Here is a 19,494-nt window from a genome sequence, read left to right as displayed (position 1 = left end):
TTCCCCTTTGGTGCCGCGCGCTTACCGGTACGGTGCATCGGCGGCAAGGTTCGCGGCGATTGCGCGCTCCCAGCGGTCGCCGTTCTCGAGCAGCTTTTCCTTATGGTAGATCAGCTCCTCACGGGTTTCGGTCGCGAACTCGAAATTCGGTCCCTCGACGATCGCATCGACCGGGCAGGCCTCCTGGCACAGACCGCAATAGATGCACTTGGTCATGTCGATGTCGTAGCGCGTGGTGCGGCGGCTGCCGTCGTCGCGCGGCTCGGCCTCGATCGTGATGGCGAGCGCCGGGCAGACCGCCTCGCACAGCTTGCACGCGATGCAGCGCTCTTCGCCATTGGGATAACGGCGCAGCGCATGCTCGCCGCGGAAGCGGGGCGAGATCGGGTTCTTCTCGTACGGGTAGTTGATCGTCGCCTTGGGCTTCCACAGGTATTTGAACGTCAAGGCATGCGCCTTCACGAACTCCCACAGGGTGAACGAACGGACGAGTTGGGCGACGCTCATTTGCGACTCATTTGTTTGACCGTGCAGATACCGACTGCACTCGCTGTATTATGGAATCCGCCCCCTTCAGTTGGGGGATAGTCCTGCTCATAGAAGGTGACCGTCGTCCGATCGCTGGTGGACGAGCTCACCCGGTATTCAAGCACCTGCCAACGCCCGTTGGCCAGCTTCACTCCTGAATACCTTGAGAGCGAGTTATTTCTCGGCGTGGCCTCGGTTAGCACCATCGATGCAAGGACGGCTTCATCCGACGAGCGTATCGCTACCGAAGGGGAGATCGGGTTCTCGTCATATACCAGCATGATCTTGGCGGTAAGCTGCTTGCCATTCAACGTCGTAACATTGCACTCAAGCGATTGAGCGCCATCCCGCGGCGGCGGGGGTGGAGGAATACTGATTACGGGGCGCTGCGCATCGGCTTGCAACATCAAGCTGGGCAGAAGAAGGGCCAGAAAGGTCAAGCTCACAGCCCCACCCGCTGGATCATCAGCCAGCCCGACACCGCGAACACGAAGAACAGCGACATCGGCAGGAAGACCTTCCAGCCCAGACGCATCAGCTGGTCATAGCGATAGCGCGGGACGGTGGCCTTGATCCACGAGAAGACGAAGAAGAAGAACAGGATCTTGGCGAACAGCCAGATGATGCCCGGCACCGCGTAGAGGATCGGGATGTCCAGCGGCGGGAGATAGCCGCCCCAGAACAGCACCGCGTTGAGCGTGCACATCAGGATGACGTTGGCGTACTCACCGAGCCAGAACAGCGCGAAGGCCATCGACGAATATTCGGTCTGGTAGCCTGCGACGAGCTCCGATTCCGCCTCGGTCAGGTCGAACGGCGCGCGCGCGGTCTCGGCCAGCGCCGAGATCAGGAACACCACCGCCATCGGGAACAGCAGCGGGTTGAAGCCGAAGCCGTTGACGATGCCAAGGACATGGCCCTTCTGCGCTTCGACGATGCCCGACAGGTTGAACGTGCCCGCCCACAGCACGACCGAGACCAGCACGAAGCCGATCGCGACTTCGTAGCTGACCATCTGCGCCGCAGCGCGGATCGCCGAGTAGAAGGGATATTTGGAGTTGGACGACCAGCCGGCGAGGATGATGCCGTACACGCCGAGCGACGAGGCGGCGAGGATGTAGAGCAGGCCGAGGTTGATGTTCGACAGCACCACACCCGCCTGGAACGGGATCACCGCCCACACGATCAGCGCGACGGTGAAGGTGATGATCGGACCGAGCAGGAACAGGCCCTTGCTCGCGCTCGACGGAATGATGGTTTCCTGAAGGAAGACCTTGAGACCGTCGGCGAAGGACTGGAGCAGGCCGAGCGGGCCGACGACGTTCGGACCGCGACGCAGCGCGATCGCCGCCCAGATCTTGCGGTCGGCATAGATGATCATCGCCACCGCCAGCATCAGCGGCAGCGCGATCAGCAGGATGCCCGCGATCGTCGCGACGAACCACGCCCATTCGAAGGGCAGGCCGACAATGTTCTGGAAGAAAGCGGTCACTCTGCGGCCTCCGCGAAGTCCTGGCCGTGGATCAGTTCGGCCGAGCAACGCTGCATCGTCGGCGAGGCGCGGCAGATGGCGTTGGTGAGGTAGAAGTCGGCGATCGGGTAAGCCACTTCGCCTTCACCCTTGGCGTCGAGCGCCGGCGGGTTCCAGTCGAAGCTGGCGAGACCCTCTGCACCCAGCGCGGGGGTATCGGCGGCCATCGCGGCGCGGAGCTGTTCGAAATTGTCGAACGGCAGCGTCTTGCCGAGCTTTTCCGAGAGCGCGCGCAGGATCGTCCAGTCCTCACGCGCATCGCCGGGCGCGAACACGGCCTTGTCGCCGCGCTGCACGCGCCCTTCGAGGTTGACGTAGGTCCCGGCCTTTTCGGCATAGGTGGCGCCGGGCAGGATCACATCTGCTGCGTGCGCGCCCTTGTCGCCATGATGGCCGATATAGACGTTGAAGCTGTTGGCGAACTTCGAGAAGTCCACCTCGTCGGCGCCGAGGAAGAAGGTGAGCTTGGGCTCTGCCGCGACGATGTCGGCGATGCCGCCCTTCATCGCGAAGCCGAGCATCAGCCCGCCCATGCGGCTCGCCGCCATGTGCAGCACGTTGAAGCCGTTCCAGCCGTCACGCACGAGGTTGAGCTTCTTGGCGAGCGCCAGAGCGGCGCCATGGCCGTTCTTGAGCGCGGCACCGCCGACGATGACCATCGGGCGTTGCGCGTCCTTGAACGCATCGGCCGCGGCCTTGGGCAGCTTGCCGAGCAGCGACAGGTCGTTGCCGAGCCATTCGACCTTGTAGGTCAGGTCGGTTTCGGGGCCGATCGCGAAGACCTTGGCGCCCTTCTTGATCGCCTTGCGCACGCGCGTATTCACCAGCGGCGCTTCCCAGCGCAGATTGGTGCCGACGAGCAGGACGACATCGGCGTCCTCGACACCCGCGATGGTGGTGTTGAAGTTGACCGCGGCCATGCTGGTCGCGTCATAGGCCATGCCGGTCTGGCGGCCTTCGAGCAGGTCGGAGCCGAACGACTTGACCAGCGCCTTGGCGGCGAAGATCGTCTCGCAATCGAGCAGGTCACCGTGAATAGCAGCGACCTTGTCCCCTGCCCCGGCTGCCGCAACCGCGATCGCCGAAAAGGCTTCGTCCCACGTCGCTTCAACCAGCTTGCCGTCGCGGCGGACATAGGGCTTGTCGAGGCGGCGGAAGCCGAGGCCGTCGACATGGTGGCGCGTCTTGTCGTGCGCCCATTCCTCGTTCACGTCTTCGTTGATCCGCGGCAGCGCGCGCAGCACGCCGCGGCCACGGCTGTCGATGCGGATGTTGGTGCCGACGGCATCCATCACGTCGATCGCGAGGGTCTTTTTGAGCTCCCACGGACGCGCCTCGAAGGCATAGGGCTTCGAGGTCAGCGCGCCCACCGGGCAGAGATCGACCACGTTGCCCGAAAGCTCCGAGGTAACTGCCTTCTCAAGGTACGACGTGATCTGCATATTCTCGCCGCGATAGATCGCGCCGATCTCTTCCACGCCGGCGACTTCCTCGGCGAAGCGCACGCAGCGGGTGCACTGGATGCAGCGGGTCATCACCGTCTTGACGATGGGACCCATATACTTCTCGGTCACCGCGCGCTTGTTCTCGGTGTAGCGGCTATGGCCACGCCCGTACGCGATCGACTGATCCTGCAGGTCGCACTCGCCGCCCTGATCACAGATCGGGCAGTCGAGCGGGTGGTTGATGAGCAGAAACTCCATCACGCCTTCGCGTGCGGCTTTGACCATCGCGCTGTCGGTGCGGATTTCCTGATTGTCGGCGGCGGGAAGCGCGCACGACGCCTGGGGCTTGGGCGGCCCCGGCTTCACCTCGACCAGGCACATCCGGCAATTGCCGGCGATGCTGAGGCGCTCATGATAGCAGAAACGCGGGATTTCCTTGCCGGCAGCCTCACACGCCTGCAGCACGGTGGCGCCTGCGGGGACTTCGACTTCGATCCCGTCTACGGTAACCTTGGGCATCAGCGTGCCTCACCCTTGCTTTCGGAAGCGGGGCGATTTGCCCTCAGCGCTTCTCGGAACTTGTCGAGGTCGATCGATCCACTCGGGCCAGCGCAGGCTGCCATGCCCGCACCCAAGGCCATCGTGATCTCGTCCGGCGACTTCGAACTCACCATTTTCTCCGCAGCCTCAGGGCGCTTTGCCCAGACACAGCGTGCGAGAACAACCTCCGGTGGACCATCCGCGGCTGGTTGAGATGACCGGACGCCGTGGGCATCGCCCCAATCGGCAACCAGGCTATCCAGCGAAAACGGAAACGGCTCCCCAACCCGGATCTCAAAACAACCCTTGAGCGCTGCGAGCATGAGGTCGCTATCCGGGTCGCGCCCATTCTGCTCGGGCGTCTGAACATCGCGCCTGAGCAAATGATACCGCGCGTAGCGCCGGGTTTCGTCGGGATGACGGGAAAGCGTGCAGGCAAGCATCTTCGAATAGTCCGCGGCGGTGAAAGGCCGCGGCTTTGCATTCAAATCGATCACGCCAGAGCTTTGCGCCGCAGCGACGCCTGGCAGTCCGACAGCCAAGGCCGCAAGGATAAAACCGAGCCCCTTCACTCCGCCGCCTCCTGCATCGAGCTCAGCCCGCCGCCCTGTTTTTCGAGGATGCGGCGCTCCATTTCCGGGCGGAAGTGCTTGATCAGGCCCTGGATCGGCCAGGCCGCCGCGTCGCCGAGCGCGCAGATGGTGTGGCCTTCGACCTGTTTAGTGACGTTGAACAGCGTATCGATCTCGCTGATGTCGGCGTCGCCGGTGCGCAGCCGCTCCATCACGCGCCACATCCAGCCGGTGCCCTCACGGCACGGGGTGCACTGACCGCAGCTCTCATGCTTGTAGAAATAGCTGATCCGGCTGATCGCCTTCACGATGTCGGTGGACTTGTCCATCACGATCACCGCCGCGGTGCCGAGGCCCGAACCGACCGCCTTGAGGCCGTCGAAATCCATCGGCGCGTCCATGATCTGCGCCGCCGGAACCAGCGGGACCGACGAGCCGCCGGGGATCACCGCGAGGAGATTGTCCCAGCCGCCACGGATGCCGCCGCAATGCTTCTCGATCAACTCGCGGAACGGGATGCTCATCGCTTCCTCGACCACGCACGGCTTTTCGACATGGCCGCTGATCTGGAACAGCTTGGTACCGCGGTTATTCTCGTTGCCGAAGCTGGCGAACCATTCGGGCGAGCGACGCAGGATCGTCGGGGCGACCGCGATGCTCTCGACATTGTTGACCGTGGTCGGGCAGCCATAAAGGCCGGCACCCGCCGGGAACGGGGGCTTGAGGCGCGGCTGGCCCTTCTTGCCCTCGAGGCTCTCGATCATCGCGGTCTCTTCGCCGCAGATATAGGCGCCCGCACCGCGGTGGCAGAACACGTCGAAGTCATAGCCCGAGCCGCAGGCGTTCTTGCCGAGCAGGCCCTTGGCATAGGCTTCCTCGATCGCTGCGAACAGCGTCTCGGCTTCGCGGATATATTCGCCGCGGATGTAGATGTACGCCGCGCGCGCGCGCATCGCGAAGCCCGCGACGAGCGCGCCTTCGAGCAGCAGATGCGGGTCGTGGCGAATGATCTCGCGATCCTTGCACGAACCCGGCTCGGATTCGTCGGCGTTGATGACGAGGAAGCTGGGACGCTCGGGCGTCGGATTCTTGGGCATGAACGACCATTTCATGCCGGTCGGGAAACCCGCGCCGCCGCGACCGCGCAGGCCCGACGCCTTGATCTTCTCGATGATCACATCGGGGCCGAGCTCGAGCAGCTTCTTCGTATTGTCCCACGCGCCGCGTTTGATCGCAGCCGACAGGTTCCACGGCTGATAGCCGTAGAGGTTGGTGAAGATACGATCCTTGTCAGCGAGCACTTACTTCGGGCCCCCGATGCGCTTGTTGTTCTGGACCGCGATGTACACGGCCACCCCGACGCCGATCAGCAGCAGCGGGATGAAGAGCTTGACGGCGAGCTTGAGCACCCAGCCGAGGACGACAAGACCGCCGATGACGGCGAGGATCGTGTAGATCGTGTTCTTGTTCACCATTGCCCCCTGTAGTCGTGGTTTTCCGAGACCATTTCCTTGAGCGTGGTCGGCCCGCCGACCGGCTCGACGGTGTGGCGGCCCGGCTCCTGCGTGCCCGTCTTGGGCTGCTGTCCGTTCGCCAGCGCATCGAGGATCGCGACCGTGCGGTCGTAATCCAGATCCTCGTAATTGTCGTCGTTGATCTGGACCATCGGCGCGCTCGAGCAATTGCCCATGCACTCGACCTCAGTCAGCGTGAACAGGCCGTCGGGCGTAGTCTTGCCCTTGGTCATGCCGCGGTTCTTGCACGCGGCGAACACATCGTCCGACCCGCGCAGCCAGCACGGCGTCGTCCCGCACACCTGGACATGGTACTTCCCGACCGGGTGCATGTTGAACATGGTGTAGAAGGTCGCGACCTCAAGCACACGGATCACTGCGAGGTCGAGCTCACGCGCGACGAACTCGATCACCGGGATCGGCAGCCAGCCCTGGGTGTTCGTCTCCGCCCCGACCTGACGCTGAGCGAGGTCGAGATAGGGGATGGTGCAGCTCTGCTGGCGTCCGGCGGGATAGCGCGCGCGGATGATCGCAGCTTTGGCGGCGGTTTCCGCGTCCCACGCGAAATTGCCCCAGCGTGCCCGGATTTCCGGCGTGTCTTCGATTGCGTTTGCGTCGGCCATTAGCGGATGAACTCCACGCGGCTCACTTGGTCGCCGCTGAAGGTGTAGATGGACATGACCTCGAACTGCTCGCCATCGGGCGCGCGCGAGACCGTTTCGTGGAGCAGCACCGTCTCACCCAGCTCGTAGCTGGCCAGGATCTCGGCGCGGTTCTGCGGGAATTGGGCGAACATCGCCTTGAGGCCCGAGCGGACGCCTTCGCGCCCCTCGCGCAGCACGGCGCCGCGATAGCCCGCTTCGCAGGCATCGTCGGTCATCAGCTCGACATAGGCGTCCGCATCCTGCGCATTGTAGCGCGCGATCATCTCGTGCGCGGTGGCGATGCGGGTGCTCACCGGCGCGTCCTGAATGGTGGTTGCGTCAGCCATGCGCCGACGCCTTGAGGTTCGCCAAAAATGCTTCCCGCACCTTGCCGAGCTTGATCCTGCGCGTGCGGCAAATCGCGGCGGTACCGAGGAACGTCGCGATGAAGGGTGCAGCTGCACCGATCATGAGCAATTCACCCGTGGTGATCGCGCCGAACATCGCCAGCGCGAACAGGACGGCCGCCATTGCAAAGCAAAGACGCTCCCAGCCTCGGGTCGGAATAGTTTCGCGAGACGGATATCCAAGCGCGACGCTCACCGGTCGCACTCCCCGAACACGATATCCATCGCACCGAGGATCACGGTGATGTCCGCGAGCATGTGGCCGCGCGACATGAAGTCCATCGCCTGCAGGTGGCTGAACGCGGTCGGGCGGATCTTGCAGCGGTAGGGTTTGTTCGAGCCGTCGCTGACCATGTAGATGCCGAATTCGCCCTTGGGGCTTTCGGTCGCGACATAGACTTCGCCCGCGGGGACGTGGAAGCCCTCGGTATAGAGTTTGAAGTGATGGATCAGCGCTTCCATCGACTGCTTCATCTCGGCACGCTTGGGCGGCACCACCTTGCGGTCGAGCGACGCGATCGGGCCGGACGGCATCTCGTTGAGGCACTGACGCATGATGCGCGCGGACTGATAGACTTCCTCGACGCGGACCATGAAGCGGTCGTAGCAGTCGCCCTTTGTCCCGACCGGGATCTCGAAGTCCATGCGATCGTACACGTCGTAGGGTTGCGACTTGCGCAGATCCCAGGGCAGGCCCGCCGCGCGGATCATCGGGCCGGAAAAGCCCCATTTGATCGCGTCTTCGCGGCTGACGATGGCGATGTCGACGTTGCGCTGCTTGAAGATGCGGTTCTCCGCGACCAGGCTGATCGCGTCGCCAAACAGCTTCGGCAGGCGATTATCGAGCCAGTCACCGATATCGGTGAGCAGCTTGAGCGGAACGTCCTGATGGACGCCGCCCGGGCGAAGGTAATTGTGGTGCATGCGCGCGCCGGACATGCGCTCGAAGAAGTTGAGGCAATCCTCGCGCAGCTCGAACATCCACAGGTTCGGCGTCATCGCGCCGACGTCCATCACATGCGCGCCGAGATTGAGCATATGATTGCAGATGCGGGTCAGCTCGGCGAAGAACACGCGGAGATACTGGGCGCGGACCGGCACTTCGAGGTCGAGCAGCTTTTCGACCGCGAGGACGAAGCTGTGCTCCATCGCCAGCGGCGAGCAATAGTCGAGGCGGTCCATATAGGGGAGCGCCTGAGTATAGGTCTTGTACTCGATCAGCTTTTCGGTGCCGCGGTGGAGCAGGCCGACATGCGGATCGATCCGCTCGATGATCTCGCCGTCGAGCTCGGTGACGAGGCGGAGCACGCCGTGCGCCGCCGGGTGCTGCGGGCCGAAGTTGATCGTGTAGTTGGCGATCGCGGTGTCGCCGACGGTCGGGTCGCTGGCGTCAGTGACCCCCGCGATTTCGTCGAGATACTGGGCCATTACGCTTCACCCTCCCCCTTCTTCGCACGCGGTTTCGCGGGCTTGCGGGGCTTTTTCACAACATCCGGATCAGCGGGCTTGGGGCCCGCGTCGGGCGACGCCTTGCCTGCGCCGGTGTCGGCGGGGCCATCACTGGTCTTGGGCTTGCGCACGCGCGCCTTGACCGGCTTGGCGGCGTCATCGGCCTTGACGATCTGGTCGGCGGTGAGCGGCGTCGGCGCGCCCTTCGCCTCAGGCACCGCAGCAGCGGGCTTGGCCTCGGGGGCCTTGGCCGGCGGCGGAGCGGCGGCGGGCGGCGCAGGCGGCGCAGGCGGCGCCTTCTCGTCGCCCGGCAGCACATATTGCGCGCCTTCCCACGGGCTCATGAAGTCGAAGTTGCGGAAATCCTGCGCGAGCTGGACCGGCTCATACACGACGCGCTTGGCCTCTTCCGAGTAGCGCAGTTCGACGAAGCCAGAGAGCGGGAAGTCCCGGCGCTGCGGATGGCCACGGAAGCCGTAGTCGGTGAGGATGCGGCGCAGGTCTTCGTTACCGTCGAACAGCACGCCGTACATGTCGTAGACTTCGCGCTCGAGCCAGCCGGCGACCGGCCAGATGCCGGTGACGGTCGGGACCGGCTGCACCTCGTCCGTCGTCACGCGGACGCGGATGCGGTGGTTCCGCGTGTAGCTGAGCAGCATGTAGCAGACGTCGAAGCGCTCGGCCCGGGCGGGATAGTCCACGCCCGCGACTTCCATCAGCGCCTGATATTCAAGGCCAGCGGTGTCACGCAGCGCGATCATCGCGTCGACCAGCGAGTCGCGCTTCACCGTCAGGTTGACCTCGCCGACCAGATCGGTCGCCTCGACCAGCTTGTCGCCGAGCGCCGCCTGTGCAGCCGCGATCACGCCGTCATTGGCGGCGTATTTCGGTGCCGGCGCCCTCACCGCGTCACCGTGCCCGAACGACGGATCTTCCGCTGGAGCTGCATCACGCCATAGAGCAGCGCCTCAGCAGTCGGCGGGCAGCCCGGGACGTAGATGTCGACCGGAACGATGCGGTCGCATCCGCGCACGACGCTGTAGCTATAGTGGTAATAGCCGCCGCCATTGGCGCAGCTGCCCATCGAGATGACGTATTTGGGCTCCGACATCTGGTCGTAGACGCGGCGCAGCGCCGGGGCCATCTTGTTGCACAACGTGCCCGCGACGATCATCACGTCCGACTGGCGCGGGGACGCGCGCGGCGCGGCGCCGAAGCGCTCCATGTCGTAGCGCGGCATGTTGACGTGGATCATCTCGACCGCGCAGCAGGCGAGGCCGAAGGTCATCCACCACAGCGAGCCGGTACGCGCCCACTGGAACAGGTCTTCGGTCGAGGTGACGAGGAAACCCTTGTCGTTGAGCTCGCCATTGAGGTCGTTGAAGAACCCCTGATCGGGCTGGACGACCGAGCCGCCTGCGGGCGGCATGAGGATGGAAGAAGTCTGGTTCACGTCGGTCATTCCCAATCCAGCGCCCCGACCTTCCACGCATAAGCGAGGCCGATCGCCAGTTCGCCGATGAAGATCATCATGGAGATCCACGCCACCCAGCCGAGGTCGAACACGCTGACCGCCCAAGGGTAGAGGAACGCCGCCTCGAGATCGAAGATGATGAAGAGGATCGCCACGAGGTAGAAGCGCACGTCGAACTGGCTGCGCGAATCCTCGAACGCGGGGAAACCGCACTCATATTCGGTGAGCTTTTCCGGGGTCGGCTGATGCGCCCCCGTGAAGCGCGCCGCGATCATCGGCAGGAACACGAAGGCACTCGAAAGCACCAGTGCGACCCCCAGAAACAAGAGGATCGGCAGATATTGCGTCAGATCGACCAAGATGGCTCTCGCGGTTGCGGAATCTTGGGGCCGCTTTAGGCCGATGGATGGGGGGCTTCAAGGCGGAAACCCTTGAGAATCACTCGCAACTAAGAGGTTGGCATGCAGCCGTGAACTGTCGCTATGAAAGAGTCGTACGAATCAGATTTGGGGGACATGTATGAACTGGTTTCGGATTGCGGCACTGGCTGCCGTGGCAACCGCCTCCACCCTGCCCGCCGCGGCCCAGACGATGAATGCCCGGAACCCCGAGCTGATCGCCGAACTGCTGCGCAAGGAAGGCTATCAGGCTAAGGTCGACCCGAAGAAGGAAGGCGAGGACCCGGTGATCACCAGCGCCGCCTCGGGCAGCACCTTCGGTGTCTATTTCTACAATTGCGAGAAGGGCAAGAACTGCCAGAGCGTGCAATTCTATGCCGGGTTCCAGAAGCCCAAGATGGACCTGAAGCGGGTGAATGACTGGAACCGGGACAAGCGCTTCAGCCGCGCCTACATCGACAAGGACGGCGATGCTGCGATCGAAATGGACGTGAACATCGAGCCCGGCGGGATGCCGCGCGAGCTGTTCGTGGACAACCTCAGCATCTGGTCCGACCTGATCGGCGAGTTCCGCACCCGCGTCTACGCCGCCGAGTAGAACCGCTTCGCGCGCCTCGAGCTCCCTCCCCCGGCGCCGCGCCCGCGACGCGGGTTTCCAGGGGGAGGAAATCGACACTCGCGAAGGATGCGCTCCACGCGCGACGTGACCTGCGTCAACGAAGGTCGAAGGCCACGACCGTGCCCGGCCCACGCGGCGGAGTCCCCGCCTTGCTCGCAGCAGGCCACCCGGCATCGGCAACGACCAACAGGCGCCTGCCGTCGCTGGCAAGCTGAGTCGGATCGGCGAGCGGTGCACCGCGATGTACGACCGCGACATCGATCGCCGCCCCATCGATGCGGAAGCGAATCAGCGATCCGGGGCTGCTGCCATTATAGACGGTGTAGAAATCCCCGCCCACCCGGACGAGACCGTCGATCCCGCGCAACGGCTTGCCGTCCGCCATCGGCAGCAGCGTACGTTGTTTGGTGACGAGATCGACCGTGGCAACGCCGCGGCCATAATCCGCAACCACCAGCTGTTTGCCGTCGGGCGTTAACGCCGTCCCCTGCGCTGAGCGGCCGACGCCGGGCGCGATCAGCGGATCGAGCATCCGTCCATCAAGGCGATAGACCGCGCCGTTGAGGCTGTCCGACACGAACACCTCGCCATTCGCGGTAGAGACGTCACCCGGGTGGAAGCCGGTGCCCGGCGAGAGCTTCGCCTTCAATCGCCCCTTGCGATCGAGCGCGACCAGCGCGCCGGAATCGCATTTGGCGACGCCGGGCAGATCGGGGCAATCGGTGGCAACCCACAGCCAGCCCCGCTTCGCATCCCAGGCAAGGCCCATGGGGTGCAGCGCGCCGGCGGGCATCGGAAAACTGCCGGCCTTCTCGCCAGCCCGAACCAGGATCGTCCGATCGAATACGCTCGACAGCCAGATCGTCGAGCCGTCGGTAGCGATCCCTTCCACCAGCCGGTGCGCCGCGGGCGCGGAGAACACCGTCTCGGGCGCGTCCGCCGCGGCAGTGAATGCCAGCAGCAGCGCGCCCGCGCGGATCACCGCAGCGAGCTCGCCAGCAGCTTATGCAGCTTCGAGTGGAGCTGGTCGTTGGCGGCGAGCACCTGCCCCTTGTCGAGCGACACATCCTGTCCGCGGTAGTCGGTGATGAAGCCGCCCGCTTCCTTCACGATCAGAAGGCCTGCAGCGATATCCCACGGCTTGAGCTGGCTTTCCCAGAAGCCGTCGAACCGGCCCGCAGCGACCCATGCCAGATCGAGCGCGGCCGAACCGAAGCGGCGGATGCCGGCAACCTCGGGCGCGATCGCACCGAAGATGCGGCTCCACTCGGCGAAATTGCCATGCCCCATGAACGGGATGCCGGTGCCGATCAGCGAGTCCGCGAGATCCTTGCGCGCCGAAACACGCAGCCGCTGGCCCTGCAGCCAGGCGCCACGGCCCTTTTCAGCCCAGAAGCTTTCGTCGGTGACCGGCTGATAGACATAGCCGTGGGTGATCTCGGGCTTGCCCTGCGCGCCGAACGGGTCCTCGACCGCGATCGACATGCAGAAATGCGGGATGCCGTGGAGGAAGTTGCTGGTGCCGTCGAGCGGATCGATGATCCAGCGCGGCTTGTTCGGATCGCCCTCGATCACACCGCGCTCTTCGACCAGGAAGCCCCAGTCGGGCCGCGCCTTTTGCAGTTCCTCGATCAGCGTATCCTCGGCACGCTTGTCGGCGACCGACACGAAGTCGGCCGGCCCCTTGCGGCTGACCTGGAGGTGCTGGACTTCGTTGAAGTCGCGCCGCAGCCGCGGGCCCGCCTTGCGCGCGGCGCGCTCGATAACGGTGATGAGGCCGGAATGCGAAACCATCAGACGGAGCCTTTGCGTTCAATCACGAGGATACGGGCCTCGCCCCGGGGATGTGCGACATGCTCGTCGCCGACATCGGCGGCGAAGATATCGCCGGTGTTCAACAGCGCGCTGCGTTCCTCGCCCGCCTCGCGATATCGCATCTCTACGATACCATCGAGAACGAGGAACACTTCCGCGCCATCATTGACATGCCATTTGTAGGGCTGGTCCGTCCAATGCAGGCGGACGCTGGCCCCTTCGATCTCGGCGATGTCGCGCGCGCCCCAGGCGCGGTCGGCGCGGAAGCTGCGCGCATCGCTGATGATCGTAGGCATCAGCCTTTAGTCCGCGCGGCGGACGTAGGTCTGCTCGTACACGTCGACGACGATGCGGGTGCCTGCACCGATGTGCGGCGGGACCATCACGCGCACGCCATTCTCGAGGATCGCGGGCTTGTAGCTCGACGAGGCGGTCTGCCCCTTCACCACGGCGTCGGCCTCGACGATCAGCGCCTCGATCGTGTCGGGCAGCTGAACGCTGATCGCTTCGTCGTCGTACAGTTCCATGACGACGTCCATGCCGTCCTGAAGGAACGCCGCGGCGTCGCCGAGCAGATCGCGCGGAAGCGTGGTCTGATCGTAGGTGATCTTGTCCATGAAGACGAGGCCTTCGCCCTCGGCGAACAGGAACTGGAAGTCCTTGGTGTCGAGGCGGACGCGCTCGACGGTCTCCGCCGAGCGGAAGCGGACGTTGTTCTTGCGGCCGTCACGCAGGTTCTTCATCTCGACCTGCATATACGCGCCGCCCTTTCCGGGCTGCGTGTGCTGGATCTTGACCGCGCGCCAGATGCCGCCTTCATATTCGATGATATTGCCGGGACGGATGTCCACGCCGCTGATCTTCATGGGATCGAACCTACAGTGCTGAGAAAGAACAGGCGCGCGCCTTAGCGGCCAGACGCGTCGCCCGCAAGCAGCGGATAGGGATCGACCGGTGTTCCCTGCCACCACCCCTGCCCCGGCGCCATCCGCGCGACCCCGAAATGGAGGTGAGTGTTGCCCGTCCCGGCATTGCCCGTGTCGCCGACATAGGCGAGCGTTTCGCCTGCGCGGACCTGCCGCCCCTCGACGATGCCGGAGGCATAGCCCTGCAAATGGGCATAATAGAGCATCCAGTGCCCGGCACGCTGATAGAGGGTGATCCCGCCGCCGCCCTTTGAGAAATAGCGTTTCTCCACCACGCCGTCCGCCGCAGCGATGACCGGCGTTCCGGCTGGCGCCATGACGTCAAGTCCCTGATGCCCGCGCGTACCGCCGCCGCGCAGCTCTCCCCAGTTGCTGCGGAGCGTTGCGGCTTCCACGCCGGCAACCGGAATAATCAGCGCAGGCGCGGGCCCGTCATCGGCGGCCTCGGGTATAGCTGCCGGTGATGCCTGGGGCTGTGGCTCGATCACCCGGATCGTGGCGGCGAGAAAGGCGATCGCGCCCGCAAGGCAGGCGATCAGCGTCCAGCCGACGATCCGGGGCACGCTCATTCCTGAAAGATCACCGCCGTGCCCGGCTCGACCATCAGCGCAAGCCGCGCGGCGTCCCAGTTGGTGAGCCGAATGCAGCCATGGCTTTCGGTCCGGCCGATCAGATGCGGCTCGGGCGTGCCGTGGATGCCGTAATGCTCCTTGTTCAGGTCGATCCACACCACCCCGACCGGGCTGTTTGGCCCCGGGGGCAGCAAAACCTTAGGTTTCTTGTCAGAAACGTCCCAGAACAGTTTGGGATTATAGTGAAATTCCGGATTTGTCGCGACACCGCGCACCTTCCAGCTGCCGATCGGCAGCGGATCGTACGTACTCCCGGTGGTCACGCTGAACTGGGCCGCCAGCTTGCCCTGCTTGTCGAACACGCGCAGCACCTTGTCCGACTTGTCGACCACGATCCGGCCTGCCTTGGGCTGGACCGCGCTGACATTGAGGTCGCTCAAGGTCTTGCGCCATTCAGGCTTGAGGTCGGCAGGGTAGTCGCGAGAGGCGGGGATCGCATTGGGCACCTGAACCGGCACGCCGGCGGCGAGACGGGTGTCGGGACTGTTGAGCGCGATCAGCACCTGTGGCGTGGTGTGGAACATCTCCGCCAGCTTCTCGATCGCTGAGCGATAGCCCATCGTCTTGAGCTTCGCCTGCGCCTGCGGGTCTTTGGGCCAGGGGCGAATGAAGGGTCCCGAGATCGAGTCGGCGGTGAGGCGCAGGATCCGCGTCGGGCGGATCGCGCGATGCTCGTGCAGCGCCTGAAGGGTGCGCGTGTCGATCTTGCCGGTGACGGGCAATTGCCGGGAAATCTGGAATCCCTGAAGCGCGGCGGTGAGCGACTGGCCCTCACGTCCGTCGAGGATACCGGGCGAGAAGCCGAGCTGATCGAGGATCACCTGAACGTGCAGGATATCGCGGTTAAGCGCGGGCGAAACGGCCTTTGCGGGCGCAACCGGCTGGGTCTGGTTTTGCGCAGATGTCGCGCCTGCCCCCAGCACCGCCAGTCCGATCAGTCCCACAAACACCCGCTTCACGCCCGCTCTCCACATGGTTTTCAAAGGGATAACGACCAAGCGCGCGTCAGGTTTCCCGTCAATAGCGATCCCGCAGCCGCTCGATCGTCGCGATGGGGTGTCCTTCCTCCTCGTCGCGGCACTCCGCTTCGAGCTCGGATCGGATCAGCTCGATCTCGGTATCGCTGCGATGCTCAATGCCGATGAACTCGGTTCGAGCGCCCTCGACCGCGCGGATGAGCTCGTCGAGCTTGGCCTGCAACGCCGCCGCGTCGCGGTTCTGCGAATTCTGGATCAGAAACACCATCAGGAAGGTGACGATGGTGGTCGAGGTGTTCACGATCAGCTGCCAGGTGTCCGAATAATCGAAGAACGGCCCGGTAACGGCCCACCCGACAATCAGCAGCACCGCGACGATGAAGGCGATGGGCTGGCCCGCGATGGCCGCGATGCGCCCCGCAACGACAGTGAAAAGACGGTCGAGCATCTGGCCTCCCCTGATCTGGACTAGGCTCCGTTCAGCACTGCGGTGAAGCGGCGGACGGCATCGGCTTCGTCGCCATTCCACACCGCGCCCGAAACCGCGATGAAATCGGCGCCCGCGGCGACCAGCGGCGCGGCATTGTCCGGCGTGATCCCACCGATCGCGACGCACGGAATCTCGAACACCGTCGTCCACCATGACAGGATCGAGGGATCGGGGCGGTGCGAGGTTTCCTTGGTCGTGGTCGGGTGGAAGGCGCCGAACGCGACATAATCGGCCCCCGCCTCGCCCGCTTCCATCGCGAGGTGCCGGCTGTCGTGGCAGGTCACGCCGATCTGCGCCGATGGGCCGAGGACCGCGCGCGCCTCACGCGGGTCGCCATCGCCCTGCCCCAGATGCACGCCGTCGGCGCCGAGACGCTTGGCGAGGCTGACGCTGTCATTGACGATGAACGCCACTTCGCGATCGGCGCAGACACGCCGCAGCGGTTCGGCGAGGCGTGCTGCCTCATGCTGGTCGAGATCCTTGACGCGGAACTGGAACGCCGCGACCGGCCCGGCGTCGAGCGCGCGGGCAAGCCGGTCGGAGAAGCCGCCGGACACGTCGAGCGGAGAGATCAGGTAGAGCTGGCACGGCGGGCGCTTGCCGTCGCGTTGGAAGCGCTCCGCGAATTGAGGGTCGAGCGCCAGTTCGTCATCGGTGAAATCGGTCATCCGCGCCTTATAGCCACTCGCGCGCAGGACGCGAGGGGACTTGCACGACGAGCGTGGAACGGCAGGATGCCGCGCGAATCTTCCCCGGAGACCAGACCCATGCGCGCTGCCCTTGCCATCCTGTTGCTGCTGTCCGAAACCTCGGTGATGGCGCAAGACAGTGCACGGCCGCGAGCACGCGAGGCTGGCGTGAAGGTGGGGATCCTCCAGCCCGGGCCGCTCAATGCGATCACCGATGTCGCGGGCGTGAAGGTGGGTCAGGTGACGCTGCCGCGCAGCCGCGAGGTGAATACAGGCGTCACCGCGGTGCTGCCGCACGACGGCAATCTGTTTCAGGACAAGGTGCCCGCAGGGTTCGTCGCCTATAACGCATTCGGCAAGTTCATGGGATCGACTCAGGTCATCGAGTTGGGCGAGGTCGAGACGCCGATCCTGCTGACCAACACCCTCAATGTCGCCGAAGCCGCGGCGGGAGCGATCGAATGGACGCTGGCGCAGCCGGGGAACGAGAATGTCCGATCGGTCAACGCCGTGGTCGGGGAGACCAATGACGGCGAACTCAACGATATCCGTGCGCGCCGCGTGACGATCGCCGATGCCCGCCGTGCGATCGAGACCGCGAAGGACGGCCCGGTCGCAGAGGGCAATGTCGGTGCCGGGACCGGGACCACCGCATTCGACTTCAAGGCAGGGATCGGCACCGCGTCGCGCAAGCTGCCCGCTTCGCTCGGCGGATGGACCGTCGGCGTGCTGGTCCAGGCCAATTATGGCGGGGTACTGACCATTGCCGGCGAGCCGGTCGGCCTGAAGGTCGGGCGCTATGACTATCAGCGGCAGGTCGAAGAGAAGAAGGCCGACGGATCAGTGGTGATCGTGATCGCGACCGATGCGCCGCTGTCGGACCGCAACCTGCGCCGCGTCGCCGAGCGCGCCTTTGCCGGAATCGCACGGACGGGATCGAGCTTCTCCAACGGGTCGGGCGACTATGCCATCGCCTTTTCGACGCACGAGGCGGTGCGGCGGACTCCGGCACGGCGCAGTGCGGCCGCGAGCGTTGCGGATCTGCCGAACGACCGCGTCTCACCGCTGTTCCAGGCGACGATCGAGGCGACCGAAGAGGCGGTGCTCAATTCACTGTTCAAGGCGGAAACGGTTGTCGGGCACCGCGGCACCGCCAATGCGCTGCCGCTCGACAAGGTGCTGCCGATGTTGAAATCCGAAGCGAAGAAACCTCGCTAATAGCCTGATTTATCGAAGGTGTGGCCGCCGGGATCGAGATCGCGCAGATCGCGGCCGCGCGTCTCCTTGCCGTAGCGCCACACCAGCAGCAGCGCGAGCACAGTGGGCAATGCGATCACCCAGGCCGAGGTTCCGAGCGCCGGGATCATCGCGGCAATGCTGAGAATCTGGGCCAGCACCCCGCCGAGCTTGCTGCACGCGGCGATCCAGCCGGTCGCGCGGCCGCGGATGCGCAGCGGGAAGCTCTCCGCTGCATAGGGCAGCAGCATCGCGATGATGCCGTTGCTCCCGACGATCAGCAGCGCGACGGGCAGCACCGGACTGCCCCCGCCCGAATGATCGAGCCACAGCACCCCACCGAGCCCCGCGAGCGTAACGAGGATCGCCAGCATCAGCGAATATTTGGTGCTCCAGGCGTGATAGATCCACGCGACGAGGAACACCGTGGGCAGCGCAATCAGCGCCGAGGCCGCCAGCAGCCCGCTCGACAGCTCCATCGAATGGCCGCGCGCGACCAGCTCGACCGGCAACCAGAGCAGCAACCCGAAATTGACGAGCCCCCAGCAGATCGCGAGCAGGCTCAGCGCCGCGAGCTTGCCGGCAAAAGCACGGCCGGTGAGCGGCGTAGCGGTCCCGCGCGCAGCGGCGGCCACTTGCGCGGGCGCGACCTTCTGCACCGCCGATCCGAACGCCGCCATCACCCGCTGCGCCTCTGCGGTACGCCCGCGGGCCATCAGGAACTTGGCCGATTCGGGGATCAGGCCGCCAAGCAGGACGAGCAGCAGCCCGCTCGGCAGATTGGCGAGCCACAGGATGCGCCAGCTATAGACCGGCTCGAGCCAGGTCGCGATCAGGCTCGCCGCGGCATAGCCGCCGACCGCGCCCAGCCCGCCGACCAGCACCAGACTCCACCCGCGGTGGCGGCTCGGCATCATCTCTGCGAGCAGCGCGTAGGTGACCGGGAGCATCCCCCCGGCCGCCGCACCCATCAGGAAGCACATCCCGATATTCCACGCGAGCGACGGCATCGCCCCGCAGATCGAGGTGCCGACGAACATCACCGCAGAAAGCAGGATCGACGCCTTGCGGCCATAGACGTCGGCGACCCAGCCCCACAGGAACGAGCCGACTACGGTACCGCACAATGCGAAGAAGGGCACGAGCGACACGGTCTGGCGCGGCACGCCATATTCGCGGATCATGCCGGGGATGGTGAAGCCGAGGCTCGCCGGCTTCATGATGTCGATCACCAGCGCCACCACCAGCACCAGCATCAACCGCCAATGCGCAGGCGAAAGCGGCGCATCCTCGGGCGCGGCGACCACCAGTCCTTCGGAGGCGGCGCGCTGCGCGGCGAGGTTACGCGGGAGCAGGCCGAACGCGGCGATCCCGATTCCGGCGACGATCAGCCACATCCCCGCGATCATACCGTCATCCATCGGCATCCCTGCCATATGGAAACCCATGTCGCGGCCCATCCAGAACATCGGGAGGTGCAGCACGACTCCGGCCGTCACTGCGATCACCCCGATCGCAAATGCCCAGAGCCGCCGATCCGCCAGTGCGATCCCCGCCATAATCCCCCCTGCTTCCCTGACGCCATTCATGCGCGCGTCAGCCGGAGCT

General features: G+C 65.0%; 25 protein-coding genes. 2 read left to right on the top strand and 23 right to left on the bottom strand.

Going from position 1 to position 19,494, the window contains the following annotated elements:
• Positions 1-21: 21 nt before the first annotated feature.
• Genes nuoI through AC07NK_RS17015 form a run of 14 tightly spaced genes read right to left on the bottom strand, consistent with a single transcriptional unit; the run spans position 22 to position 10,463 of the window.
• Positions 22-507 (bottom strand): NADH-quinone oxidoreductase subunit NuoI, encoded by a 486-nt coding sequence (gene nuoI, locus AC07NK_RS17080; RefSeq protein WP_495171811.1) that lies wholly within the window; start codon positions 505-507, stop codon positions 22-24.
• Positions 504-968, bottom strand: coding sequence for a hypothetical protein (locus AC07NK_RS17075; RefSeq protein ID WP_495171810.1), 465 nt, complete (start codon positions 966-968; stop codon positions 504-506). Before AC07NK_RS17075 ends, nuoI begins: the two co-directional genes overlap by 4 nt.
• Positions 969-970: 2 nt before the next feature.
• Positions 971-2,020 (bottom strand): NADH-quinone oxidoreductase subunit NuoH, encoded by a 1,050-nt coding sequence (gene nuoH, locus AC07NK_RS17070; RefSeq protein WP_495171809.1) that lies wholly within the window; start codon positions 2,018-2,020, stop codon positions 971-973.
• On the bottom strand, positions 2,017-4,023 hold the full coding sequence (gene nuoG, locus AC07NK_RS17065; protein WP_495171808.1) for an NADH-quinone oxidoreductase subunit NuoG: 2,007 nt from the start codon (positions 4,021-4,023) through the stop codon (positions 2,017-2,019). The genes nuoH and nuoG overlap by 4 nt, the downstream gene beginning before the upstream one ends.
• A complete protein-coding gene (locus AC07NK_RS17060) occupies positions 4,023-4,616 on the bottom strand; it encodes a hypothetical protein (RefSeq protein ID WP_495171807.1) in 594 nt (197 codons plus the stop codon). The genes nuoG and AC07NK_RS17060 overlap by 1 nt, the downstream gene beginning before the upstream one ends.
• Positions 4,613-5,917 (bottom strand): NADH-quinone oxidoreductase subunit NuoF, encoded by a 1,305-nt coding sequence (gene nuoF, locus AC07NK_RS17055; RefSeq protein WP_495171806.1) that lies wholly within the window; start codon positions 5,915-5,917, stop codon positions 4,613-4,615. Before nuoF ends, AC07NK_RS17060 begins: the two co-directional genes overlap by 4 nt.
• The gene (locus AC07NK_RS17050) at positions 5,918-6,088 is read right to left on the bottom strand and encodes a hypothetical protein (protein WP_447725401.1); all 171 of its coding nucleotides are present in this window, start codon (positions 6,086-6,088) and stop codon (positions 5,918-5,920) included.
• On the bottom strand, positions 6,085-6,753 hold the full coding sequence (locus tag AC07NK_RS17045; protein WP_495171805.1) for a complex I 24 kDa subunit family protein: 669 nt from the start codon (positions 6,751-6,753) through the stop codon (positions 6,085-6,087). Before AC07NK_RS17045 ends, AC07NK_RS17050 begins: the two co-directional genes overlap by 4 nt.
• On the bottom strand, positions 6,753-7,121 hold the full coding sequence (locus AC07NK_RS17040) for a nuclear transport factor 2 family protein (RefSeq protein ID WP_495171804.1): 369 nt from the start codon (positions 7,119-7,121) through the stop codon (positions 6,753-6,755). The genes AC07NK_RS17045 and AC07NK_RS17040 overlap by 1 nt, the downstream gene beginning before the upstream one ends.
• Entirely contained in the window at positions 7,114-7,377 is a 264-nt protein-coding gene (locus AC07NK_RS17035) for a hypothetical protein (protein WP_495171803.1), read from the bottom strand. The genes AC07NK_RS17040 and AC07NK_RS17035 overlap by 8 nt, the downstream gene beginning before the upstream one ends.
• Positions 7,374-8,609, bottom strand: a complete 1,236-nt coding sequence (locus AC07NK_RS17030; RefSeq protein WP_495171802.1) for an NADH-quinone oxidoreductase subunit D — start codon at positions 8,607-8,609, stop codon at positions 7,374-7,376. Before AC07NK_RS17030 ends, AC07NK_RS17035 begins: the two co-directional genes overlap by 4 nt.
• Positions 8,609-9,535: an NADH-quinone oxidoreductase subunit C gene (locus AC07NK_RS17025; protein ID WP_495171801.1), complete on the bottom strand. Its 927-nt coding sequence runs from the start codon at positions 9,533-9,535 to the stop codon at positions 8,609-8,611. The genes AC07NK_RS17030 and AC07NK_RS17025 overlap by 1 nt, the downstream gene beginning before the upstream one ends.
• Positions 9,532-10,092 carry a NuoB/complex I 20 kDa subunit family protein gene (locus tag AC07NK_RS17020; RefSeq protein WP_447725413.1) on the bottom strand — a complete coding sequence of 187 codons (561 nt, stop codon included), beginning with the start codon at positions 10,090-10,092 and terminating at the stop codon, positions 9,532-9,534. The genes AC07NK_RS17025 and AC07NK_RS17020 overlap by 4 nt, the downstream gene beginning before the upstream one ends.
• Entirely contained in the window at positions 10,089-10,463 is a 375-nt protein-coding gene (locus AC07NK_RS17015) for an NADH-quinone oxidoreductase subunit A (RefSeq protein WP_495171800.1), read from the bottom strand. Before AC07NK_RS17015 ends, AC07NK_RS17020 begins: the two co-directional genes overlap by 4 nt.
• Before the next feature lie 160 nt (positions 10,464-10,623).
• On the opposite strand from AC07NK_RS17015, the gene AC07NK_RS17010 reads away from it, so the two are divergent.
• A complete protein-coding gene (locus AC07NK_RS17010; protein ID WP_495171799.1) occupies positions 10,624-11,100 on the top strand; it encodes a YbjN domain-containing protein in 477 nt (158 codons plus the stop codon).
• A gap of 115 nt (positions 11,101-11,215) precedes the next feature.
• Here the strand turns inward: AC07NK_RS17010 and AC07NK_RS17005 are convergent, their stop codons facing one another.
• From AC07NK_RS17005 to thiE, 8 genes are read right to left on the bottom strand one after another with little or no spacing between them, the layout of a single operon-like run.
• Positions 11,216-12,103, bottom strand: coding sequence for a hypothetical protein (locus AC07NK_RS17005; protein ID WP_495171798.1), 888 nt, complete (start codon positions 12,101-12,103; stop codon positions 11,216-11,218).
• Complete coding sequence (locus AC07NK_RS17000) at positions 12,100-12,915, bottom strand: inositol monophosphatase family protein (protein WP_495171797.1); 816 nt, start codon at positions 12,913-12,915, stop codon at positions 12,100-12,102. The genes AC07NK_RS17005 and AC07NK_RS17000 overlap by 4 nt, the downstream gene beginning before the upstream one ends.
• Entirely contained in the window at positions 12,915-13,232 is a 318-nt protein-coding gene (locus AC07NK_RS16995) for a cupin domain-containing protein (protein WP_495171796.1), read from the bottom strand. Before AC07NK_RS16995 ends, AC07NK_RS17000 begins: the two co-directional genes overlap by 1 nt.
• Positions 13,233-13,238: 6 nt before the next feature.
• Positions 13,239-13,802: an elongation factor P gene (efp, locus tag AC07NK_RS16990; protein ID WP_495171795.1), complete on the bottom strand. Its 564-nt coding sequence runs from the start codon at positions 13,800-13,802 to the stop codon at positions 13,239-13,241.
• 41 nt (positions 13,803-13,843) lie between these two features.
• A complete protein-coding gene (locus AC07NK_RS16985) occupies positions 13,844-14,431 on the bottom strand; it encodes a M23 family metallopeptidase (protein WP_495171794.1) in 588 nt (195 codons plus the stop codon).
• Positions 14,428-15,453, bottom strand: coding sequence for a L,D-transpeptidase family protein (locus AC07NK_RS16980; RefSeq protein ID WP_495171793.1), 1,026 nt, complete (start codon positions 15,451-15,453; stop codon positions 14,428-14,430). The genes AC07NK_RS16985 and AC07NK_RS16980 overlap by 4 nt, the downstream gene beginning before the upstream one ends.
• A gap of 58 nt (positions 15,454-15,511) precedes the next feature.
• Positions 15,512-15,919 carry a low affinity iron permease family protein gene (locus AC07NK_RS16975; protein WP_495171792.1) on the bottom strand — a complete coding sequence of 136 codons (408 nt, stop codon included), beginning with the start codon at positions 15,917-15,919 and terminating at the stop codon, positions 15,512-15,514.
• A gap of 20 nt (positions 15,920-15,939) precedes the next feature.
• Positions 15,940-16,629 (bottom strand): thiamine phosphate synthase, encoded by a 690-nt coding sequence (thiE, locus tag AC07NK_RS16970; RefSeq protein ID WP_495171791.1) that lies wholly within the window; start codon positions 16,627-16,629, stop codon positions 15,940-15,942.
• Between the two features lie 99 nt (positions 16,630-16,728).
• On the opposite strand from thiE, the gene AC07NK_RS16965 reads away from it, so the two are divergent.
• Positions 16,729-17,868, top strand: coding sequence for a DmpA family aminopeptidase (locus AC07NK_RS16965; protein WP_495171790.1), 1,140 nt, complete (start codon positions 16,729-16,731; stop codon positions 17,866-17,868).
• Here AC07NK_RS16965 and AC07NK_RS16960 read toward each other — a convergent pair.
• Positions 17,865-19,445 (bottom strand): MFS transporter, encoded by a 1,581-nt coding sequence (locus tag AC07NK_RS16960; protein ID WP_495171789.1) that lies wholly within the window; start codon positions 19,443-19,445, stop codon positions 17,865-17,867. The two genes, AC07NK_RS16965 and AC07NK_RS16960, sit on opposite strands and share 4 nt — an antisense overlap.
• Positions 19,446-19,494 lie beyond the last annotated feature (49 nt).

Source organism: Sphingomonas sp. GW821-FHT09B04 (assembly GCF_059418285.1).
This window is presented reverse-complemented; position numbering and strand designations above follow the sequence as displayed.